We start from the raw sequence: 15,328 nt of genomic DNA, 5'->3' as shown, positions 1-15,328 counted from the left end.
ATGCCGAGCAGCCAGAACGCAACCCACCTCGCGCTGCTCAACCACTGGCAGCGCGGCTTCCCCCTGTGCGCCGAACCCTTCGCGGCCATCGGCCACAGCCTGGGGATGGATGCCGAGGCCGTGCTCAGCGGCTACGCACGGTTGTGGCAGGCGGGCGCGCTCAGCCGCATCGGCGCGGTGTTCGCACCGGGCGCGGGGGGCGCCTCCCTGCTGGCGGCCATGGCCGTGCCGCCCGAGCGGCTCGACGACGTGGCCGCCACGGTGTCGGCCCACCCAGGCGTCAACCACAACTACGAGCGCGAGCACACCACCAACCTGTGGTTCGTGGCCACCGGCCATGACGCGGACCAGGTGGAGCGCCTGCTCCAGTCCATCGAGCACACCACCGGCCTGCCCGTGCAGCGCCTGCCCATGCTGCGCCCCTACCGCATCGACACCGCCTTCGACCTGGAGAGGACATCCGCAGGCGTGGGGGACGGCGTCGGCACCACGGGCCCCACGGGCCGCGCACGCACCCCCCTGGCACCCGAAGACTGGCCCCTGGCCGCGCTGGCCGAGCAGGGCCTGCCGCTGACCGAGCGGCCCTATGACGTATGGGCCGACCAGCTTCACAGCAGCACGCCCGCCGTGCTGGCCACCATTACCCGCTGGCAGGACGAAGGGCTGCTCAGCCGCTTCGGCGTGGTGGTGCGTCACCATGAACTGGGCTACACAGCGAATGCCATGGCCGTGTTCGACGTGCCGGACGACCACGTGGACACCCACGGCATGGCCCTGGCCCATGCGCACGGCGTAACGCTGGCGTACCGCCGTGCGCGCACGCCGGACTGGCGCTACAACCTGTACTGCATGGTGCATGGGCGCGACCGCGCAGCGGTGCATACCCAACTGGCGCAGGCCGTGGCCCAGGCGGGCCTAGCCCCCTGCCCCAGCGCCGTGCTGTTCTCGCTGCGGCGTTTCAAACAGACGGGTGCGCGGCGGTTTGCCCACCATGCGCCCCATGCCATTCCCGAACCCATGCAGGAGGCCGTCGATGCTCTCCCCTGAAGACGCTCGGCTGATCGACCACCTGCACGGCGGCTTTCCGCTGGTGGACCACCCTTTCGCCGCCGTCGCCGCCGACATCGGCTGGACCGAAGAGCAGGTCATCGAACGCCTGCACCGCCTCCTCGCCCAGGGTGTGCTCACGCGCTTCGGCCCGCTGTTCCAGATCGAACGCGCAGGCGGCCAATTCGTCCTCGCGGCCATGGCTGTGCCCGAGGATCGTTTTGACGCCGTGTGCGCTGCCGTCAACGCCTTCACCGAGGTGGCGCACAACTACCGCCGCGAGCATGCGCTGAACATGTGGTTCGTGGTGGCGGCCGAGTCCCCCGCGCTGGCGCGCGAGACCCTGGCACGCATCGAAGCCGCGACTGGCCTGCCGGTCTACGCCTTTCCCAAGGAAGAAGAGTATTTCGTGGAGTTGCGCCTGCCGCCCCTGCCTGCGCAGTCCACCGGAGAACACCATGGCGCTTGATGCCTTCGACCGTGCGCTCATCGCCGCCACGCAGGGCGGGCTGCCGCTGGTGGCGCGCCCCTACGAAGCCGTGGGCGCCATGCTGGGCGTGCCCGGCGAGCAGGTGCGCGAGCGCCTGGCCCGGATGATCGACGAGGGCCTGGTGCGCCGCATCGGCGCGGTGCCCAACCATTACCGCCTGGGCTACACGGCCAACGGCATGAGCGTGTGGGACGTGGACGATACCCAGGTCGCCGCGCTGGGTCGCCAAGTCGCCGCGCTGCCGGGCGTGAGCCACTGCTATCGCCGCCCGCGCCACCTGCCCCACTGGCCCTACAACCTGTTTGCCATGCTGCATGGCCCCAACCGCGCGCATGTCGAGCAACAGGCCGAGCAGATTGCCGGCCTGCTGGGCGATGCCTGCCGCGCCCACGACATCCTGTACTCCACGGCCATCCTCAAGAAGACCGGCCTGCGCCTCAAGGAAGACTGACCATGTTTCGCATCAGCCAGTACCTGCGTGAACTCGCCCAGGCCCAAGCCACCGGAACCTACCCCACTTCGCGCGAACGGCACGCGCGCGGCCCCGTGGTCATCTGGAACCTGATCCGGCGCTGCAACCTCACCTGCAAGCACTGCTACGCGCTCTCGGCCGACCACGACTACGCTGGAGAGCTGTCGTTGCAAGAGGTGTACACCGTCATGGACGACCTCAAGGCCTTCGGCGTGCCTGCGCTCATCCTCTCGGGCGGCGAGCCACTGCTGCGCCCCGACCTCTTCGAGATCGCGGCGCGCGCGCGTGACCTGGGCTTCTACACCGGCCTTTCGACCAACGGCACGCTGATCGACGCGCCCATGGCCGCGCGCATCGCTGGCGCAGGCTTCGACTACGTGGGCATCAGCCTGGATGGCCTGAAGCCCACGCACGACAAGTTCCGCCGTCTGGACGGTGCGTTCGACCGCAGCCTGGCCGCCATCCGCCACCTGGCCACGCACAACGTCAAGGTGGGCCTGCGCTTCACCATGACAGCGCTGAATGCACACGATCTGCCCGCACTGCTGCAGCTCATGAAGGACGAGGGCGCCAACAAGTTCTACTTCTCGCACCTGAACTACGCGGGGCGTGGCAACATCCACCGCGACAAGGACGCGCACCACCAGGCCACACGCCAGGCCATGGACCTGCTGTTCAACCACGCCTGGGCCGATGCCCAGGCCGGCAGCCTGGACGACTACGTGAGCGGCAACAACGATGCCGACGGCCCCTATTTACTGCAATGGGCGCGCGAGCACCTGCCGCAATGGGAAGACGCCTTGCGCCAGCGCCTGGTGGCCTGGGGCGGCAATGCCAGCGGCCAGATGGTGGCCAATATCGACAATCTGGGCCATGTGCACCCCGACACCATGTGGTGGCACCACGACCTGGGCAGCGTGCGCGAACGCCCCTTCTCGCAGATCTGGAACGACATCAGCGACCCGCTCATGGCGGGGCTCAAGCAGCACCCGCGCCCTGTCCAGGGCCGCTGCGCCGGTTGCCAGTACCTCACGATCTGCAATGGCAACACCCGCGTGCGCGCACAGCAGCTCACGGGCAACCCCTGGTTCGAGGACCCCGGCTGCTACCTCACCGATGCCGAAGTGGGCGCATCCAGCACGCCCTTCGAATCCCCTGCCAAGCATGAGCGCCGTCGCACGATCGAGATTGCCCATGCGTAAACTAGAAATACCTTTCCCTGAGCGGCTACGCCGCTTCCCCCTTCTCTGCGCTATCGCGAAAAAGGTGGACACCGACGCGGCGAAGCGGCCCTTGCGCGGCAGCCGCTGGTCTGGACCGAGCCGTTATCTGGCGGCCTTGGGTCTGTTCTGGCTCGCGGGCCTGCACGCCCAAACCACCGAAGCCCTCCAGCCCAACGCCCCCGCCCTGTACCAGCAGCACTGCGCTGTATGCCACGGCGCGCAGCGCACCGGCATCATGGGCCCCGCGCTGCTGCCCGAGAGCCTGGAGCGTGTGCGCCCCGCCGAGGTGTTGCGCGTCATCCAGCAAGGGCGCCCCGCCACCCAGATGCCCGGGTTCTCCGAGCAGTTGGGCGACGCGGAGATTCGCGCCCTGGCCGCGTGGGTACGTACCCCCGTGGTGCCCGCGCCGCGCTGGGGCGAGGACGATATCCGGGCGTCACGCACGTTCACGCCCATGCCCGACGATGAGCCCGCCAAGCCGAAGTGGAACGCAGACCCGATGAACCTCTTCCTCGTCGTGGAAGGAGGCGACCACCATGTCTCGCTGCTCGACGGCGACCGCTTCGAGGTCATCACGCGCTTTGCCAGCCGCTATGCGCTGCATGGCGGCCCCAAGTTCACGCCGGACGGGCGCTACGTGTTCTTCGGTTCGCGCGACGGCTGGATCACCAAATACGACCTGTGGCGCCTGCGCGTGGTGGCCGAGGTGCGCGCGGGCCTGAACATGCGCAACGTGGCCGTGAGCGGCGACGGGCGCTGGGTGATGGCCGCCAACTACCTGCCCCACACGCTGGCGCTGTTCGATGCCGATCTGAACCTCGTGCAGACATACGCCGCAGCCACGCTCGACGGCAAGGCGAGTTCACGCGTTTCGGCCGTGTACGACGCCACGCCGCGCAAGAGCTTTGTGGTGGCGCTCAAGGACATCCCCGAGCTCTGGGAAATCTCGTACGACCGGAACGCGGCCCCCATCTACGATGGTCTGGTGCACGACTACAAGATGGGAGAGGCCATCGCCAAGCCCGGCTACCTGGGCGTGCGGCGCACCCCCCTGAGCGAGCCGCTGGACGACTTCTTCTTCGACCAGTCCTACCGCCACGTACTCGGCGCCACGCGCCCGCGCAGTGGCGCCGACGAACGCGCAAGCGCGCAGGTCGTAAACCTGGACATCCGGCGCAAGGTGGCCGATCTGCCCATCGCCGGCATGCCGCACCTGGGCTCGGGCATCACCTTCGCCTGGGGCGACACCACTGTGCTGGCCAGCCCCAACCTGGGCGGCGGGGCCGTGGACGTCATCGACATGCAGACCTGGAAGACGGTACGCACCATCGCCACGCCCGGCCCGGGTTTCTTCATGCGCAGCCATGAGGACACGCCCTACGCCTGGACCGACTCCATGATGAGCCCCACGGCCAAGGACACTCTGACCATCATCGACAAGCGCACGCTGCAGCCGGTGGCCCAGGTGCGCGAGCCCGGCAAGACGCTGGCGCACATCGAGTTCACCCGCGATGGCCGCTACGCCCTCGCCAGTGTCTGGGAAATGGACGGCGCACTGGTGGTCTACGACGCCGCCACCTTCAAGGAAGTCAAGCGCCTGCCCATGAAAAAGCCCGTGGGGAAATACAACGTCTGGAACAAGATCACCCGCAGTGAGGGCACATCGCACTGAACGATTTGAGATAGATCAAGTCAAAACCTAGGGGTCTCCCCTGTAATGCGCGCATGGACATCGCGCACTTCGACATACCGCGCTACCTTGCGGCGCTGCCCCTGTTCCAGGAAATGGCACCCCAGGAGCTGGAACGCCTGGGCACGGGTTGCCGGCTACGCCGCTATGCGCGCGGCGAGATGGTGTTCAGCGTTGGCATGCCCTGCGAGGAATTCCACGTCACCGTAATGGGGCAGGTGAAGCTGTTTGCACTGTCGCCAGCGGGGCAGGAGAAGGTGATCGAGCTTGCCGGCCCCGGCATCAGCTTCGCCGAGGCGCTGATGTTTACTGATCGTCCCTATATCGTGAACGCCCAGGCCCTGACCGATACCCTGCTGCTCTCTGTAGGCAAGGCGGCCGTGGTGCGCGAGATCGAGAACGAGCCGCGCTTTGCCATGCGCATGCTCGCCGGCATCTCGCGCCGCCTGCACGGCCTGGTGCATGACGTGCAGACCTATACGCTGCACAACGGCGCGCAGCGCGTGATCGGCTACCTGCTGCACGCCCTGCCCGAGGACGCGCCTCATCCCCCTACCGCGCCTGTGCCTCCGCAATGCCCGGCCCGCGCGGCACTGCAGTCCGTTGCTCCCGCACCGCCAGCCAGCGCGCGCAGCATCTCGCTGCCGGTGAGCAAGGCCACCATCGCTTCGCGGCTGTCGATCACGCCCGAGTATTTCTCTCGCGTACTGCACGACCTGGAGGCCGCCGGCCTGATCCACATCGACAAGCGCGACATCCACATCCCGGATACGGCGCGCCTGGCCAAATACCCGATGTAACCAGGCTCCGGGCCTGACAGGCTGCGCCTAGACGGCCAGCACGCCCGCCGCGCGCAACAGGCGCGCCGTCTCATACATGGGCAGGCCCATGATGCCGGAGTAACTGCCCGACAGGTGCTCCACATAGGCGGCGGCGCGCCCCTGGATCGCATAGGCGCCCGCCTTGCCCAGCGGCTCGCCCGTCGCCACGTAGTCCTGGATCTGCGCCGGCGACATGGGCGCAAAGCGCACGCGCGAGACTGACAGCGCCGTAAGGCGTCGGGGACCCACCTGCAGCGCGACGGCCGTCAATACGCGGTGTTCATGCCCCGCCAACTCCCCCAGCATACGCACCGCGTCGTGCGCATCCTCGGGCTTGCCGTAGATGGTGCGCCCCAGGGCCACGGTGGTGTCGGAGCACAGAATGGGCGCTGGCGACAGCCCGCGCCGCGCATGGCGCACCACGGCAGCGTCCAGCTTGAGCCCCGTCACCCGCTCGACATAGGTCGTGGGCGCCTCACCAGGCAGCACGGCTTCAATGGCCTCGGCATCCTCGGCCTCGTCCCCCGCCGCGTTGGGCAGCAGCAGCTCATGGCGCACCCCCAGCTGCTCCAGCAACTGGCGGCGCCGCGGGCTCTGGGAGGCCAGGTAGATGAAGCGGTTTTCTTGAGTCAAATGTGCCTCCAGCGCCCGACCAGCAAGCGCGAGCAGCTATCAAATCTGAAGTTATTCGCGATGGTACGGGTGCCCGGCATTCACCGACCAAGCACGGTAGAGCTGCTCGATAAGCAACACGCGCACCATGGCATGCGGCAGCGTCAGGTCCGACAGGCGGATGCGCTCATGCGCGGCCTGCCGAAACGCAGGCTCCAGCCCATCGGGACCGCCGATCACCAGGGCCACATCATCCCCCCCGAGCTGCCAGTCCTTCAGCCGCTGGGCCAGGGCCTTGGTGGTGAGACTCGTGCCCCGCTCGTCCAGCACCACCACACGCGTGCCACGCGGGATGGCCGCTTCGATACGCTCGCGCTCGGCAGCATAGAGCGTCTCCAGCGTCTTGGAGCCGCGCGGCTCGGTCTTGACGGCCTTGAGCTCGACCTTCAGCTCGGGCGGGAATCGCTTGGCATAGTCGTCATAGGCCGTCTGCGCCCAGTCGGGAACCCGCTGGCCCACGGCCACGATCAGCAGCTTCATGGGTCAGCGAAAGGCTTAGGCCTTCTTGCGTGCGGGGGCCTTCTTCGCAACAGCCTTGCCGGTGGATTTGGCGACCGGCTTGCGTGCCGTGGTGGTAGCGGCGGCCTTGGCGGGTGCCTTCTTGGCCACAGGCTTGTTCACCACGACGGTCTTCACCGCGTTCTTGACAGCTGGCTTCTTCGCCGCCACGGGCTTTGCCGTGGTCTTCTTCGCTGCGGGTTTGGATGCGGCCTTGACCGGTGCCTTCTGTGCCTTGCCAGCGGGCTTGGATGCGGTCTTCACTGCGGATTTCGCTGCCGGTTTGGCCGCCGCGGGAGCTGCCGCCTTGGCCGGCTTCTGGCCAGCTGCGGCCTTCTTGGCGGCCGGCTTGCGCGCGGGTGCCTCGTCGTCGCCTTCCGAGGCCATGATCTTGCGCGGCTTGGCAGCGCCCAGCTTCAGGCGCACGGGCTTCTCGCCCCAGATCTCCTCCAGCCGGTAGTACTGGCGGATGGCGGGCTGCATGACGTGCACCACGGCCTGGCCGCAGTCCACGATGATCCATTCGCCGTTGTCCTCGCCCTCGCTGCGCGGCTTGGGGAACCCGGCCTTGCGCACGGCGTCGCGCACGCTGGCCGCCAGCGCCTTGGTCTGGCGGTTGGAGCTGCCGGTGGCGACGACCACGCGCTCGAACAGCGGCGAGAGATGCTCGGTGTTGAAGACCTGGATGTCTTGCGCCTTGACGTCTTCCAGGCCATCGACGATGGCGCGCTGGAGCTTGGTGACGTCTTTCTTGGCGGCGGTTTCCGATTTGCTGGAAGTGGTCATCAGGTGGTCTTCAGTGAAGGAATGGAATCAATATAGCCTGCAAGCACCGCCACGGCCAAGGGGGGCGCGGAGCGGTTGTCAGGGCATGTTTCAGATATCAAAAACGGGTCTGGCGCTTGATGATCAAGCGCAGGCAGCTATTGAAATTATAGTTACCCGCGCTCACACACTCAGATCCAGTCGCGGCGCTGCAGAAAGCGCTCGGTCAACAGCGCCTCGGGCGAGCCCGGCTGCGGCTCGCGCTGGTAGGACCAGGCCGCCAGCGGCGGCATGGACAGCAGGATGGATTCCGTGCGCCCACCCGACTGCAGGCCGAAGTGCGTGCCGCGGTCCCACACCAGGTTGAACTCCACATAGCGGCCACGCCGGTAGAGCTGGAACTCGCGTTCGCGCTCGCCATGGTCCATGTGCATGCGCCGCTGCACGATGGGCAGGTAAGCGCCCAGGAAGGCATCGCCCACGCTCTGCGTCATGGCCAGGCTCTGCTCGAAGCCCAGCTCCGCGAAGTCGTCAAAGAAGATGCCGCCCACGCCGCGCTGCTCATTGCGGTGCTTAAGGTAGAAGTACTCGTCGCACCAGGTCTTGAAGCGCGGGTACAGGCCTTCGCCGAAGGGTGCGAGCGCATCGCGGCAGGCACGGTGAAAGTGCACCGCATCCTCGTCGAAACCGTAGTACGGCGTGAGGTCCATGCCGCCGCCGAACCAGCAGATGGGGCCCTGGCCTGCCTGACCTGCCGCTTCTGTGCCGGCCGCACCTGTGCCGGCCGCACCTGTGCCGGCCGCACCTGTGCCGGCTGCGATCATGCGCACGTTCATGTGCACCGTGGGCACATAGGGGTTGCGCGGGTGAAACACCAGCGACACGCCCATGGCCTCGAACGGCGCACCCGCCAGCTCCGGCCGGTGCTGCGTGGCCGAGGGCGGCAGACGCGGCCCGCTCACATGCGAGAAGCCGCAGCCCGCGCGCTCGAACACGCGCCCACCTTCCAGGATGCGCGTGATGCCGTCGCCCTGCAGTGCAGAGCCGCTTTCGCGCCGCCAGGCATCGGACCGAAAGCGCGCCCCGCCGTGGCTTTGCGGCCCCTCGATGTCCTCCAGCGCGCTGGTGATGCGCGCCTGCAGGCCCTCCAGATAGCCGCGCACGCGGGCCACGGTGTCCGCCGTGTTGAAGGTGGGTTTTTGTGTGGTCATCCGTTGGCCTTCACCGCGCGGTGGCCAATGTCGTGGCGGTACTGCGCGCCGTCAAAGTGAATGCCGCGCGCCACGTCATACACGCGCTGCTGTGCCTGCTTGACGCTGTCGGCCAGCGCCGTCACGCACAGCACGCGCCCGCCACTGGTCCGCACCACGCCGTCCACGAGCTGTGTGCCGGCGTGGAAGACCATGGCGTCGTCCGCGTCCTGCGGCAGGCCGGTGATGGCGTCGCCCTTGCGCGGGTTCTCGGGATAGCCCTGGGCAGCCATCACCACGCCCAGCGCCGTGCGGCGATCCCATTGCAGTTCCACCTGGTCGAGCTTGCCGTCCACGGCCGCCCCCAGCACCTCCACCAGGTCGCTCTTGAGGCGCATGAGGATGGGCTGTGTCTCGGGGTCGCCCATGCGGCAGTTGAACTCCAACGTTTTGGGATGGCCCGTCGCGTCGATCATCAGGCCGGCATACAGAAAGCCCGTGTAGGGGATGCCGTCTTTTTCCATGCCACGGATGGTGGGTAGGATCACCTCGCGCATGGCGCGCGCATGCACATCGGCCGTGACCACCGGCGCAGGCGAATACGCGCCCATGCCACCGGTGTTGGGGCCTTGGTCGCCATCCTTCAGGCGCTTGTGGTCCTGGCTGGTGGCCAGCGCCAGGACGTTCTTGCCGTCGCACAGCACGATGAACGAGGCTTCCTCACCTTCGAGGAACTGCTCGATCACCACGCGGGCGCCGCCTTCGTTGTGGGCCACGCCGTACTTGTTGTCCACCAGCATGAAGTCCACGGCGTCGTGGGCCTCCTGCAGCGTCATGGCTACCACTACGCCCTTGCCCGCCGCCAGGCCGTCGGCCTTGATGACGATGGGTGCGCCCAGACGGTTCACGTAGGCATGCGCGGCCTGCGGGTCGGTGAAGGTCTCGTACTCGGCCGTGGGGATGCCGTGGCGCTTCATGAAGGCCTTGGAGAAGGCCTTGGAGCTTTCCAGTTGCGCGGCAGCCTGCGTGGGGCCGAAGATGCGCAGGCCGTGGGTACGGAACTCGTCCACCACGCCAGCGGCCAGCGGTGCCTCGGGGCCGACCACGGTGAGTGCGATCTTCTGCGCCTGCGCCCACTCGCGCAGGGCCGTCACGTCGCTGATGGGCACGTTCTCATACTTTGGCGACAGCGCCGTGCCGCCGTTGCCGGGCGCCACGTACACCTTGGAGGTCTTGGGGGACTGGCTCAGCTTCCAGGCCAGTGCGTGTTCCCGGCCGCCGCCGCCAATGACTAGGATTTTCATAGGGTGTCGGTGCTCAAGTTCCTAGAGCTCTGCGTTGTGGTAGACCTCTTGCACATCGTCGAGGTCTTCGATCATGTCCAGGAGCTTTTGCATGCGCGCGACATCGTCGCCCTCCAGGGCGATGGTGTTCTCGGGGCGCATGGTGACCTCGGCCACCTCCGGCTGAAGGCCCGCAGCCCCCAGCGCATCGCGCACCGCCTCGAAATCGCCGGGCGCGGTCAGCACCTCGATGGCGCCCTCATCATCGGTGATCACGTCCTCGGCGCCCGCCTCCAGGGCCACTTCCATGACCTTGTCCTCGCTGGTGCCGGGGGCGAAGATGATCTGGCCCACGTTCTTGAACTGAAAGGCCACGGAGCCTTCCGTGCCCATGTTGCCGCCGTACTTGCTGAAGGCGTGGCGCACTTCAGCCACGGTGCGCACGCGGTTGTCGGTCATGGTGTCCACGATGATCGCGGCGCCGCCGATGCCGTAGCCCTCGTAGCGGATTTCCTCGTAGCTCACGCCTTCCAGCGTGCCCGAGGCCTTGTCGATGTTGTACTTGATGCGGTCGGCCGGCATGTTGGCGGCCTTGGCCTTGTCGATGGCCAGGCGCAGACGCGGGTTGGCCGAGGGGTCGCCGCCGCCCGTGCGCGCCGCGACGGTGATTTCACGAATGATGCGGGTCCAGATCTTTCCGCGCTTTTCATCCTGGCGCCCCTTGCGGTGCTGGATGTTGGCCCATTTACTGTGTCCTGCCACTGCAGCGTCCTTTGATTGATTTAATCTTGCGGCCGCGATTTTACTTTTGACTCACCCCATCACTACCGCCATGTCCGAACCTCTCCTGATTGCACAGCGTGATTCCACGCAATGCCACCTGCTGCCGGGCCTGGCCAACCGGCACGGCCTGATCACCGGCGCCACCGGCACCGGCAAGACCGTGACGCTGCAGACGCTGGCCGAGCAGTTCTCGCGCATCGGCGTGCCGGTGTTCATGGCCGACGTGAAGGGCGATCTCACCGGCATCAGCCAGAAGGGCAGCATTGGCGAGAAGCTGGGCAAGACGCTGGCCGACCGCGGCTTGGCCGCGCCCGAGCCCACGGCCTGCCCCACCACGCTGTGGGATGTGTTCGGCACGCAGGGCCACCCCGTGCGCGCCACCATCTCGGACATGGGGCCGCTCTTGCTGGGGCGCATGCTGAACCTGAACGAAACCCAGCTGGGCGTGCTGAACCTGGTGTTCAAGATCGCGGACGACAACGGCCTGCTGCTGCTGGACCTGAAGGACCTGCGCGCCATGCTCACCTACGTGGGCGACAACGCCAAGGAGTTCACCACCGAGTACGGCAACATCTCCACGGCCAGCGTGGGCGCCATCCAGCGCGGGCTGCTGCAGATCGAGACGCAGGGCGGCGACCAGTTCTTTGGCGAGCCCATGCTCAACATCCAGGACTTCATGCAGACCGTGGACGGGCGCGGCGTGGTCAACATCCTGGCGGCCGACAAGCTCATGAATTCGCCGCGCCTGTACGCCACGTTCCTTCTGTGGATGCTGTCGGAGCTGTTCGAACAACTGCCCGAGATCGGCGACCCCGAAAAGCCCAAGCTGGTGTTCTTCTTCGACGAAGCCCACCTGCTGTTCAACGAGGCGCCCAAGGTGCTCGTGGAGCGTATCGAACTGGTGGTGCGCTTGGTGCGTTCCAAAGGGGTCGGCGTGTATTTCGTCACCCAGAACCCGCTGGACATCCCCGACAGCGTGCTGGCCCAGCTGGGCAACCGCGTGCAGCACGCGCTGCGCGCCTTCACCCCGCGCGACCAGAAGGCCGTGAAGGCCACGGCCACCACCATGCGCCCCAAGGCGGGCCTGGACATCGAGGCCGCCATCACCGAGCTGGCCGTGGGCGAGGCGCTGGTGAGCTTTCTCGACGCCAAGGGCCGCCCCAGCGAGACCGAGCGCGTGTACGTGCTGCCGCCCGGCAGCCAGATCGGCCCCATCACCGACGTGCAGCGCCGCGCACTCATCGGCGGATCGCTCGTCGCGGGCACCTACGAGCAGGCCGTGGACCGCGAATCTGCCTACGAGAAGCTGCGCGGCCGCGCCGAGCAGGCTGCCAGCAACGCCCCCAGCGCCCCCGGCAACGGCACGGCACAGGGCGACAGCGGCCTCATGGGCGGCCTGAACGACGTGCTGTTCGGCAGCACCGGGCCGCGCGGCGGCAAGCGCGACGGCCTGGTGCAGACCATGGCCAAGTCGGCCGTACGCACCATGGGCACCAGCCTGGGCAAGGAAATACTGCGCGGCGTGCTGGGCGGCATCTTCGGCGGTAGGAAGCGTTGAGGCGTTCCAAGCCAAATTCAGCTCCGGCGCTCTACTATCAAGCGCTAACAGCTATTATTTAAGGAGCATTCAATGATCGACCTGTACTACTGGACCACGCCCAACGGCCACAAGATCACCCTCTTCCTGGAAGAAAGCGGCCTGCCCTACCGCGTGCACTCGGTGAACATCGGCCGGGGCGAGCAGTTCGCGCCGGACTTCCTGCGCATCGCGCCCAACAACCGCATCCCCGCCATCGTGGACCAGGCGCCCGCGGATGGCGGCGCGCCGCTGTCGGTGTTCGAGTCCGGCGCCATCCTGCTGTACCTGGCCGACAAGACCGGCCGGTTCATCCCGCAGGACCTGCGCGGGCGCAACGAGGCGCTGCAGTGGCTGTTCTGGCAAATGGGCGGCCTGGGGCCCATGGCCGGGCAGAACCACCACTTCACGCAATACGCGCCTGAGCCGGTGCCCTACGCCATCGACCGCTACGTGAAGGAAACCGCGCGCCTGTACGGCGTGCTGGACAAGCACCTGGCCGACGGGCGCGACTACATCGCAGGGGACTATTCCATTGCCGACATGGCCTGCTATCCCTGGATCGTGCCGCATGAGAGGCAGCGCCAGGACCTGGCGGATTTCCCGCACCTGCGGGCCTGGTTCGAGCGCATCCAGGCACGGCCCGCCACCGGCCGCGCCTACGCGCTGGCACAGGCCATCAATACCGCGCCCACGGTGGACGAGGCGGCCAAGAAGATCCTCTTCGGCCAGGACGCCGGCACGGTGCGCCGCTAACCAAGCACCGAGGCGCCCATGAAAAAAAGCCGCTGTTCAGCGGCTTTTTCGTGGGTGGACGGGGGCCTCGGCGGCACGGTGCATCGCGTGCATCAGTCCACGAGCCCCACGAACACGTTCTGCACGTCGTCGTTGTTCTCGATGCCCGCCAGGAAGGCCTGCACTTCCTCCTGCGCCTCGGGCGAAAGGCTGGCCATGCTCACCGGGTTCTTGGCCTTATAGCCCAGCTTGACCGACAGCACCTTGAAGCCGAAGCCCGGCAATGCCTTGGCCACCGCGTCCAGGTCCGAGGGGTCGGTCAGGAACAGGGTCTGGCCCTCTTCCTCGCCGGGCTCGAAGTCCTGGGCACCGGCCTCGATGGCGGCCAACTCCGCGTCGGCGCCGGCTTGCTCGGGCTCGCCCTCGATCATGCCCACGTGGTCGAAGTCCCAGGCCACGGCGCTCATCTGCCCCTTGCGAAAGCACACGCGCATCTCGGGCGCCGTGCGGTTCACGTTGTCGGTCAGGCACTCCACCATCACCGGCACCTGGTGCGGGGCAAAGCCCTCGTAGATCACGCGCTCGTAGTTCACCGCGTCACCCCCCACGCCCGAACCCTTCTTGATGGCACGCTCCAGCGTGTCCTTGGGCATGGACGCCTTGCGCGCCGCCTCGATGGCCAGGCGCAGGCGCGAATTGCCGGCCGGGTCGGCCCCCGCGCGCGCGGCGACGATGATTTCCTTGACCAGCTTCCCAAAAAGCCTGCCCTTGGCATCGGCGACCAGCGCCTTGCCCTTTGCCTTCCATTGCGCGCCCATGGCTGCGATTCCTTTGCTTGGAGCCAACAAAAAATGCGGCCTGCGCCGCAGCGGCAAAGTGTATACCTCGCCGCCAGACCGGCTGGACCGCGACAGAGGGGCGCCTGCCGGCGGCGCCGCGCGAGATGGCGCTTCTTTGCTATGCATCAAATAGCTGCCTGCGCTTGCTCTACAAGCGCTGCAGGCCGATTTCGCTCTGTGCCCGATGACCGCCGCACCGTCGCGCAAGCGACGCCCCGGCCCGCCGGCCACTCCTACAGTCGTGCCATGAACACCCTCACCTGCTTCACCCTCACCGTCACCGACCACGTGGCCCACCTGGTGCTGAACCGCCCCGAGGCCATGAACACCATGCACCCGCAGTTCTGGCGCGAGCTGGACGCCGTGCTAGCCGACCTGCACCGCGGCGGCGATGCGCGCGCGCTGGTCATCAGCAGCACGGGCAAGCACTTCAGCGCGGGCATGGCGCTGGAGACCTTCGGCGGCGCGATCACGCTGGACGACCGCAGCCCCGAGGGGCGCGCCGCCGTGTTCGACCTGCTGACGGACATGCAGGCCACCTTCACGCGCATCGAGGAGCTGCGCATCCCCGTGATCGCGGCCATCCACGGCGGCTGCATCGGTGGCGCGCTGGACATGGTGGCGGCCGCCTGCATCCGCTATGCCACGCGCGATGCCTTCTTCTGCATCCAGGAGATCAACATCGGCATGGTGGCCGACGTGGGCAGCCTGCAGCGCCTGCCCAAACTCATGCCGCTGGGCCTGCTGAACGAGCTCGCCTACACCGGCCGCCGCCTGCCGGCCGAGCGCGCCCTGGAATGCGGACTGGTCACGCAGCTGTTCGACTCGCACGAAGCGCTGGTGGCCGGCGCCCTGGCCTGCGCGAACGAGATTGCCACCAAGCCTCCGGTGGCCGTCTGGGGCACCAAACAGGCCGTGCGCTATGCGCGGGACCACGGCGTACACGACAGCCTGCGCCAGATGGGCTGGCTGCAGGGTGCCATCTGGAGCAACCGCCACGTGGGCGAGGCCGTCTCCGCCATGCAGGCCAAGCGCGCGGGCGACTTCCCGGCGCTGGCGCCGCTCAAGCGCTTCAGCGAACTCGGCTGACGCACGCGCCGCGCGGCCCCGGTTTCAAAGTTGATAGCTGGGCGCGCTTGCTGCAAGGGCGTTGCAGGCCAATCGAGGCATATACCGCCGGGTGTCGGGCTATGATGCGGCAACCCGCCTGCGGCGCGGCACCGCGCCGCGTTTCCATTCACCAG

General features: G+C 67.4%; 16 protein-coding genes. 9 read left to right on the top strand and 7 right to left on the bottom strand.

Annotated features, from left to right (window positions below; all coding sequences use genetic code 11):
• Genes ahbB (DTPSY_RS08610) through DTPSY_RS08585 form a run of 6 tightly spaced genes read left to right on the top strand, consistent with a single transcriptional unit; the run spans position 1 to position 5,722 of the window.
• Positions 1-1,047: a siroheme decarboxylase subunit beta gene (ahbB, locus tag DTPSY_RS08610; protein ID WP_015913257.1), complete on the top strand. Its 1,047-nt coding sequence runs from the start codon at positions 1-3 to the stop codon at positions 1,045-1,047.
• A complete protein-coding gene (locus tag DTPSY_RS08605; RefSeq protein ID WP_015913256.1) occupies positions 1,034-1,516 on the top strand; it encodes an Lrp/AsnC family transcriptional regulator in 483 nt (160 codons plus the stop codon). Before ahbB (DTPSY_RS08610) ends, DTPSY_RS08605 begins: the two co-directional genes overlap by 14 nt.
• Positions 1,506-1,988: a siroheme decarboxylase subunit beta gene (gene ahbB, locus DTPSY_RS08600; protein ID WP_015913255.1), complete on the top strand. Its 483-nt coding sequence runs from the start codon at positions 1,506-1,508 to the stop codon at positions 1,986-1,988. The genes DTPSY_RS08605 and ahbB (DTPSY_RS08600) overlap by 11 nt, the downstream gene beginning before the upstream one ends.
• A 2-nt stretch (positions 1,989-1,990) precedes the next feature.
• Positions 1,991-3,211, top strand: coding sequence for a heme d1 biosynthesis radical SAM protein NirJ (gene nirJ, locus DTPSY_RS08595; protein WP_015913254.1), 1,221 nt, complete (start codon positions 1,991-1,993; stop codon positions 3,209-3,211).
• Complete coding sequence (locus DTPSY_RS08590; RefSeq protein ID WP_015913253.1) at positions 3,204-4,904, top strand: nitrite reductase; 1,701 nt, start codon at positions 3,204-3,206, stop codon at positions 4,902-4,904. Before nirJ ends, DTPSY_RS08590 begins: the two co-directional genes overlap by 8 nt.
• A gap of 53 nt (positions 4,905-4,957) precedes the next feature.
• Positions 4,958-5,722, top strand: coding sequence for a Crp/Fnr family transcriptional regulator (locus DTPSY_RS08585; protein WP_011805155.1), 765 nt, complete (start codon positions 4,958-4,960; stop codon positions 5,720-5,722).
• A gap of 27 nt (positions 5,723-5,749) precedes the next feature.
• Here the strand turns inward: DTPSY_RS08585 and DTPSY_RS08580 are convergent, their stop codons facing one another.
• The 6 genes from DTPSY_RS08580 to DTPSY_RS08555 form a co-directional block, all read right to left on the bottom strand.
• On the bottom strand, positions 5,750-6,376 hold the full coding sequence (locus DTPSY_RS08580; RefSeq protein ID WP_015913252.1) for a Maf family protein: 627 nt from the start codon (positions 6,374-6,376) through the stop codon (positions 5,750-5,752).
• A 51-nt stretch (positions 6,377-6,427) separates the two neighbouring features.
• Positions 6,428-6,895 carry a 23S rRNA (pseudouridine(1915)-N(3))-methyltransferase RlmH gene (rlmH, locus tag DTPSY_RS08575; RefSeq protein ID WP_015913251.1) on the bottom strand — a complete coding sequence of 156 codons (468 nt, stop codon included), beginning with the start codon at positions 6,893-6,895 and terminating at the stop codon, positions 6,428-6,430.
• A 15-nt stretch (positions 6,896-6,910) separates the two neighbouring features.
• Entirely contained in the window at positions 6,911-7,699 is a 789-nt protein-coding gene (rsfS, locus tag DTPSY_RS08570; protein ID WP_015913250.1) for a ribosome silencing factor, read from the bottom strand.
• Between the two features lie 170 nt (positions 7,700-7,869).
• A complete protein-coding gene (gene hemF / locus DTPSY_RS08565; protein WP_015913249.1) occupies positions 7,870-8,889 on the bottom strand; it encodes an oxygen-dependent coproporphyrinogen oxidase in 1,020 nt (339 codons plus the stop codon).
• Complete coding sequence (purD, locus tag DTPSY_RS08560) at positions 8,886-10,172, bottom strand: phosphoribosylamine--glycine ligase (RefSeq protein WP_015913248.1); 1,287 nt, start codon at positions 10,170-10,172, stop codon at positions 8,886-8,888. Before purD ends, hemF begins: the two co-directional genes overlap by 4 nt.
• Positions 10,173-10,193: 21 nt before the next feature.
• A complete protein-coding gene (locus DTPSY_RS08555) occupies positions 10,194-10,913 on the bottom strand; it encodes a YebC/PmpR family DNA-binding transcriptional regulator (RefSeq protein WP_011805149.1) in 720 nt (239 codons plus the stop codon).
• A gap of 70 nt (positions 10,914-10,983) precedes the next feature.
• Here DTPSY_RS08555 and DTPSY_RS08550 point away from each other — a divergent pair, with 70 nt between their 5' ends.
• Positions 10,984-12,492: a helicase HerA-like C-terminal domain-containing protein gene (locus DTPSY_RS08550; RefSeq protein ID WP_015913247.1), complete on the top strand. Its 1,509-nt coding sequence runs from the start codon at positions 10,984-10,986 to the stop codon at positions 12,490-12,492.
• Between the two features lie 72 nt (positions 12,493-12,564).
• Positions 12,565-13,266 (top strand): glutathione binding-like protein, encoded by a 702-nt coding sequence (locus tag DTPSY_RS08545; protein WP_015913246.1) that lies wholly within the window; start codon positions 12,565-12,567, stop codon positions 13,264-13,266.
• A 92-nt stretch (positions 13,267-13,358) separates the two neighbouring features.
• On the opposite strand, the gene DTPSY_RS08540 is transcribed toward DTPSY_RS08545, so the two are convergent.
• Positions 13,359-14,063, bottom strand: a complete 705-nt coding sequence (locus DTPSY_RS08540; RefSeq protein ID WP_015913245.1) for a YebC/PmpR family DNA-binding transcriptional regulator — start codon at positions 14,061-14,063, stop codon at positions 13,359-13,361.
• Between the two features lie 267 nt (positions 14,064-14,330).
• Here DTPSY_RS08540 and DTPSY_RS08535 point away from each other — a divergent pair, with 267 nt between their 5' ends.
• Positions 14,331-15,173, top strand: coding sequence for an enoyl-CoA hydratase-related protein (locus DTPSY_RS08535; RefSeq protein ID WP_015913244.1), 843 nt, complete (start codon positions 14,331-14,333; stop codon positions 15,171-15,173).
• Positions 15,174-15,328: the final 155 nt, after the last annotated feature.

The organism is [Acidovorax] ebreus TPSY, from assembly GCF_000022305.1.
GTDB classification, from domain to species: Bacteria; Pseudomonadota; Gammaproteobacteria; order Burkholderiales; family Burkholderiaceae_C; genus Diaphorobacter; species Diaphorobacter nitroreducens.
This window is presented reverse-complemented; position numbering and strand designations above follow the sequence as displayed.

What these genes read in the sequence shown, in the direction of transcription:
- ahbB (WP_015913255.1), top strand. Translation starts at nt 1,506, where the DNA reads ATGGCGCTTGATGCCTTCGACCGTGCGCTCATCGCCGCCACGCAGGGC.
- purD (WP_015913248.1), bottom strand. Translation starts at nt 10,172, where the DNA reads ATGAAAATCCTAGTCATTGGCGGCGGCGGCCGGGAACACGCACTGGCC.
- DTPSY_RS08545 (WP_015913246.1), top strand. Translation starts at nt 12,565, where the DNA reads ATGATCGACCTGTACTACTGGACCACGCCCAACGGCCACAAGATCACC.
- rsfS (WP_015913250.1), bottom strand. Translation starts at nt 7,699, where the DNA reads ATGACCACTTCCAGCAAATCGGAAACCGCCGCCAAGAAAGACGTCACC.
- DTPSY_RS08605 (WP_015913256.1), top strand. Translation starts at nt 1,034, where the DNA reads ATGCTCTCCCCTGAAGACGCTCGGCTGATCGACCACCTGCACGGCGGC.
- rlmH (WP_015913251.1), bottom strand. Translation starts at nt 6,895, where the DNA reads ATGAAGCTGCTGATCGTGGCCGTGGGCCAGCGGGTTCCCGACTGGGCG.
- DTPSY_RS08585 (WP_011805155.1), top strand. Translation starts at nt 4,958, where the DNA reads ATGGACATCGCGCACTTCGACATACCGCGCTACCTTGCGGCGCTGCCC.
- nirJ (WP_015913254.1), top strand. Translation starts at nt 1,991, where the DNA reads ATGTTTCGCATCAGCCAGTACCTGCGTGAACTCGCCCAGGCCCAAGCC.
- DTPSY_RS08550 (WP_015913247.1), top strand. Translation starts at nt 10,984, where the DNA reads ATGTCCGAACCTCTCCTGATTGCACAGCGTGATTCCACGCAATGCCAC.
- ahbB (WP_015913257.1), top strand. Translation starts at nt 1, where the DNA reads ATGCCGAGCAGCCAGAACGCAACCCACCTCGCGCTGCTCAACCACTGG.
- DTPSY_RS08540 (WP_015913245.1), bottom strand. Translation starts at nt 14,063, where the DNA reads ATGGGCGCGCAATGGAAGGCAAAGGGCAAGGCGCTGGTCGCCGATGCC.
- DTPSY_RS08535 (WP_015913244.1), top strand. Translation starts at nt 14,331, where the DNA reads ATGAACACCCTCACCTGCTTCACCCTCACCGTCACCGACCACGTGGCC.
- hemF (WP_015913249.1), bottom strand. Translation starts at nt 8,889, where the DNA reads ATGACCACACAAAAACCCACCTTCAACACGGCGGACACCGTGGCCCGC.
- DTPSY_RS08590 (WP_015913253.1), top strand. Translation starts at nt 3,204, where the DNA reads ATGCGTAAACTAGAAATACCTTTCCCTGAGCGGCTACGCCGCTTCCCC.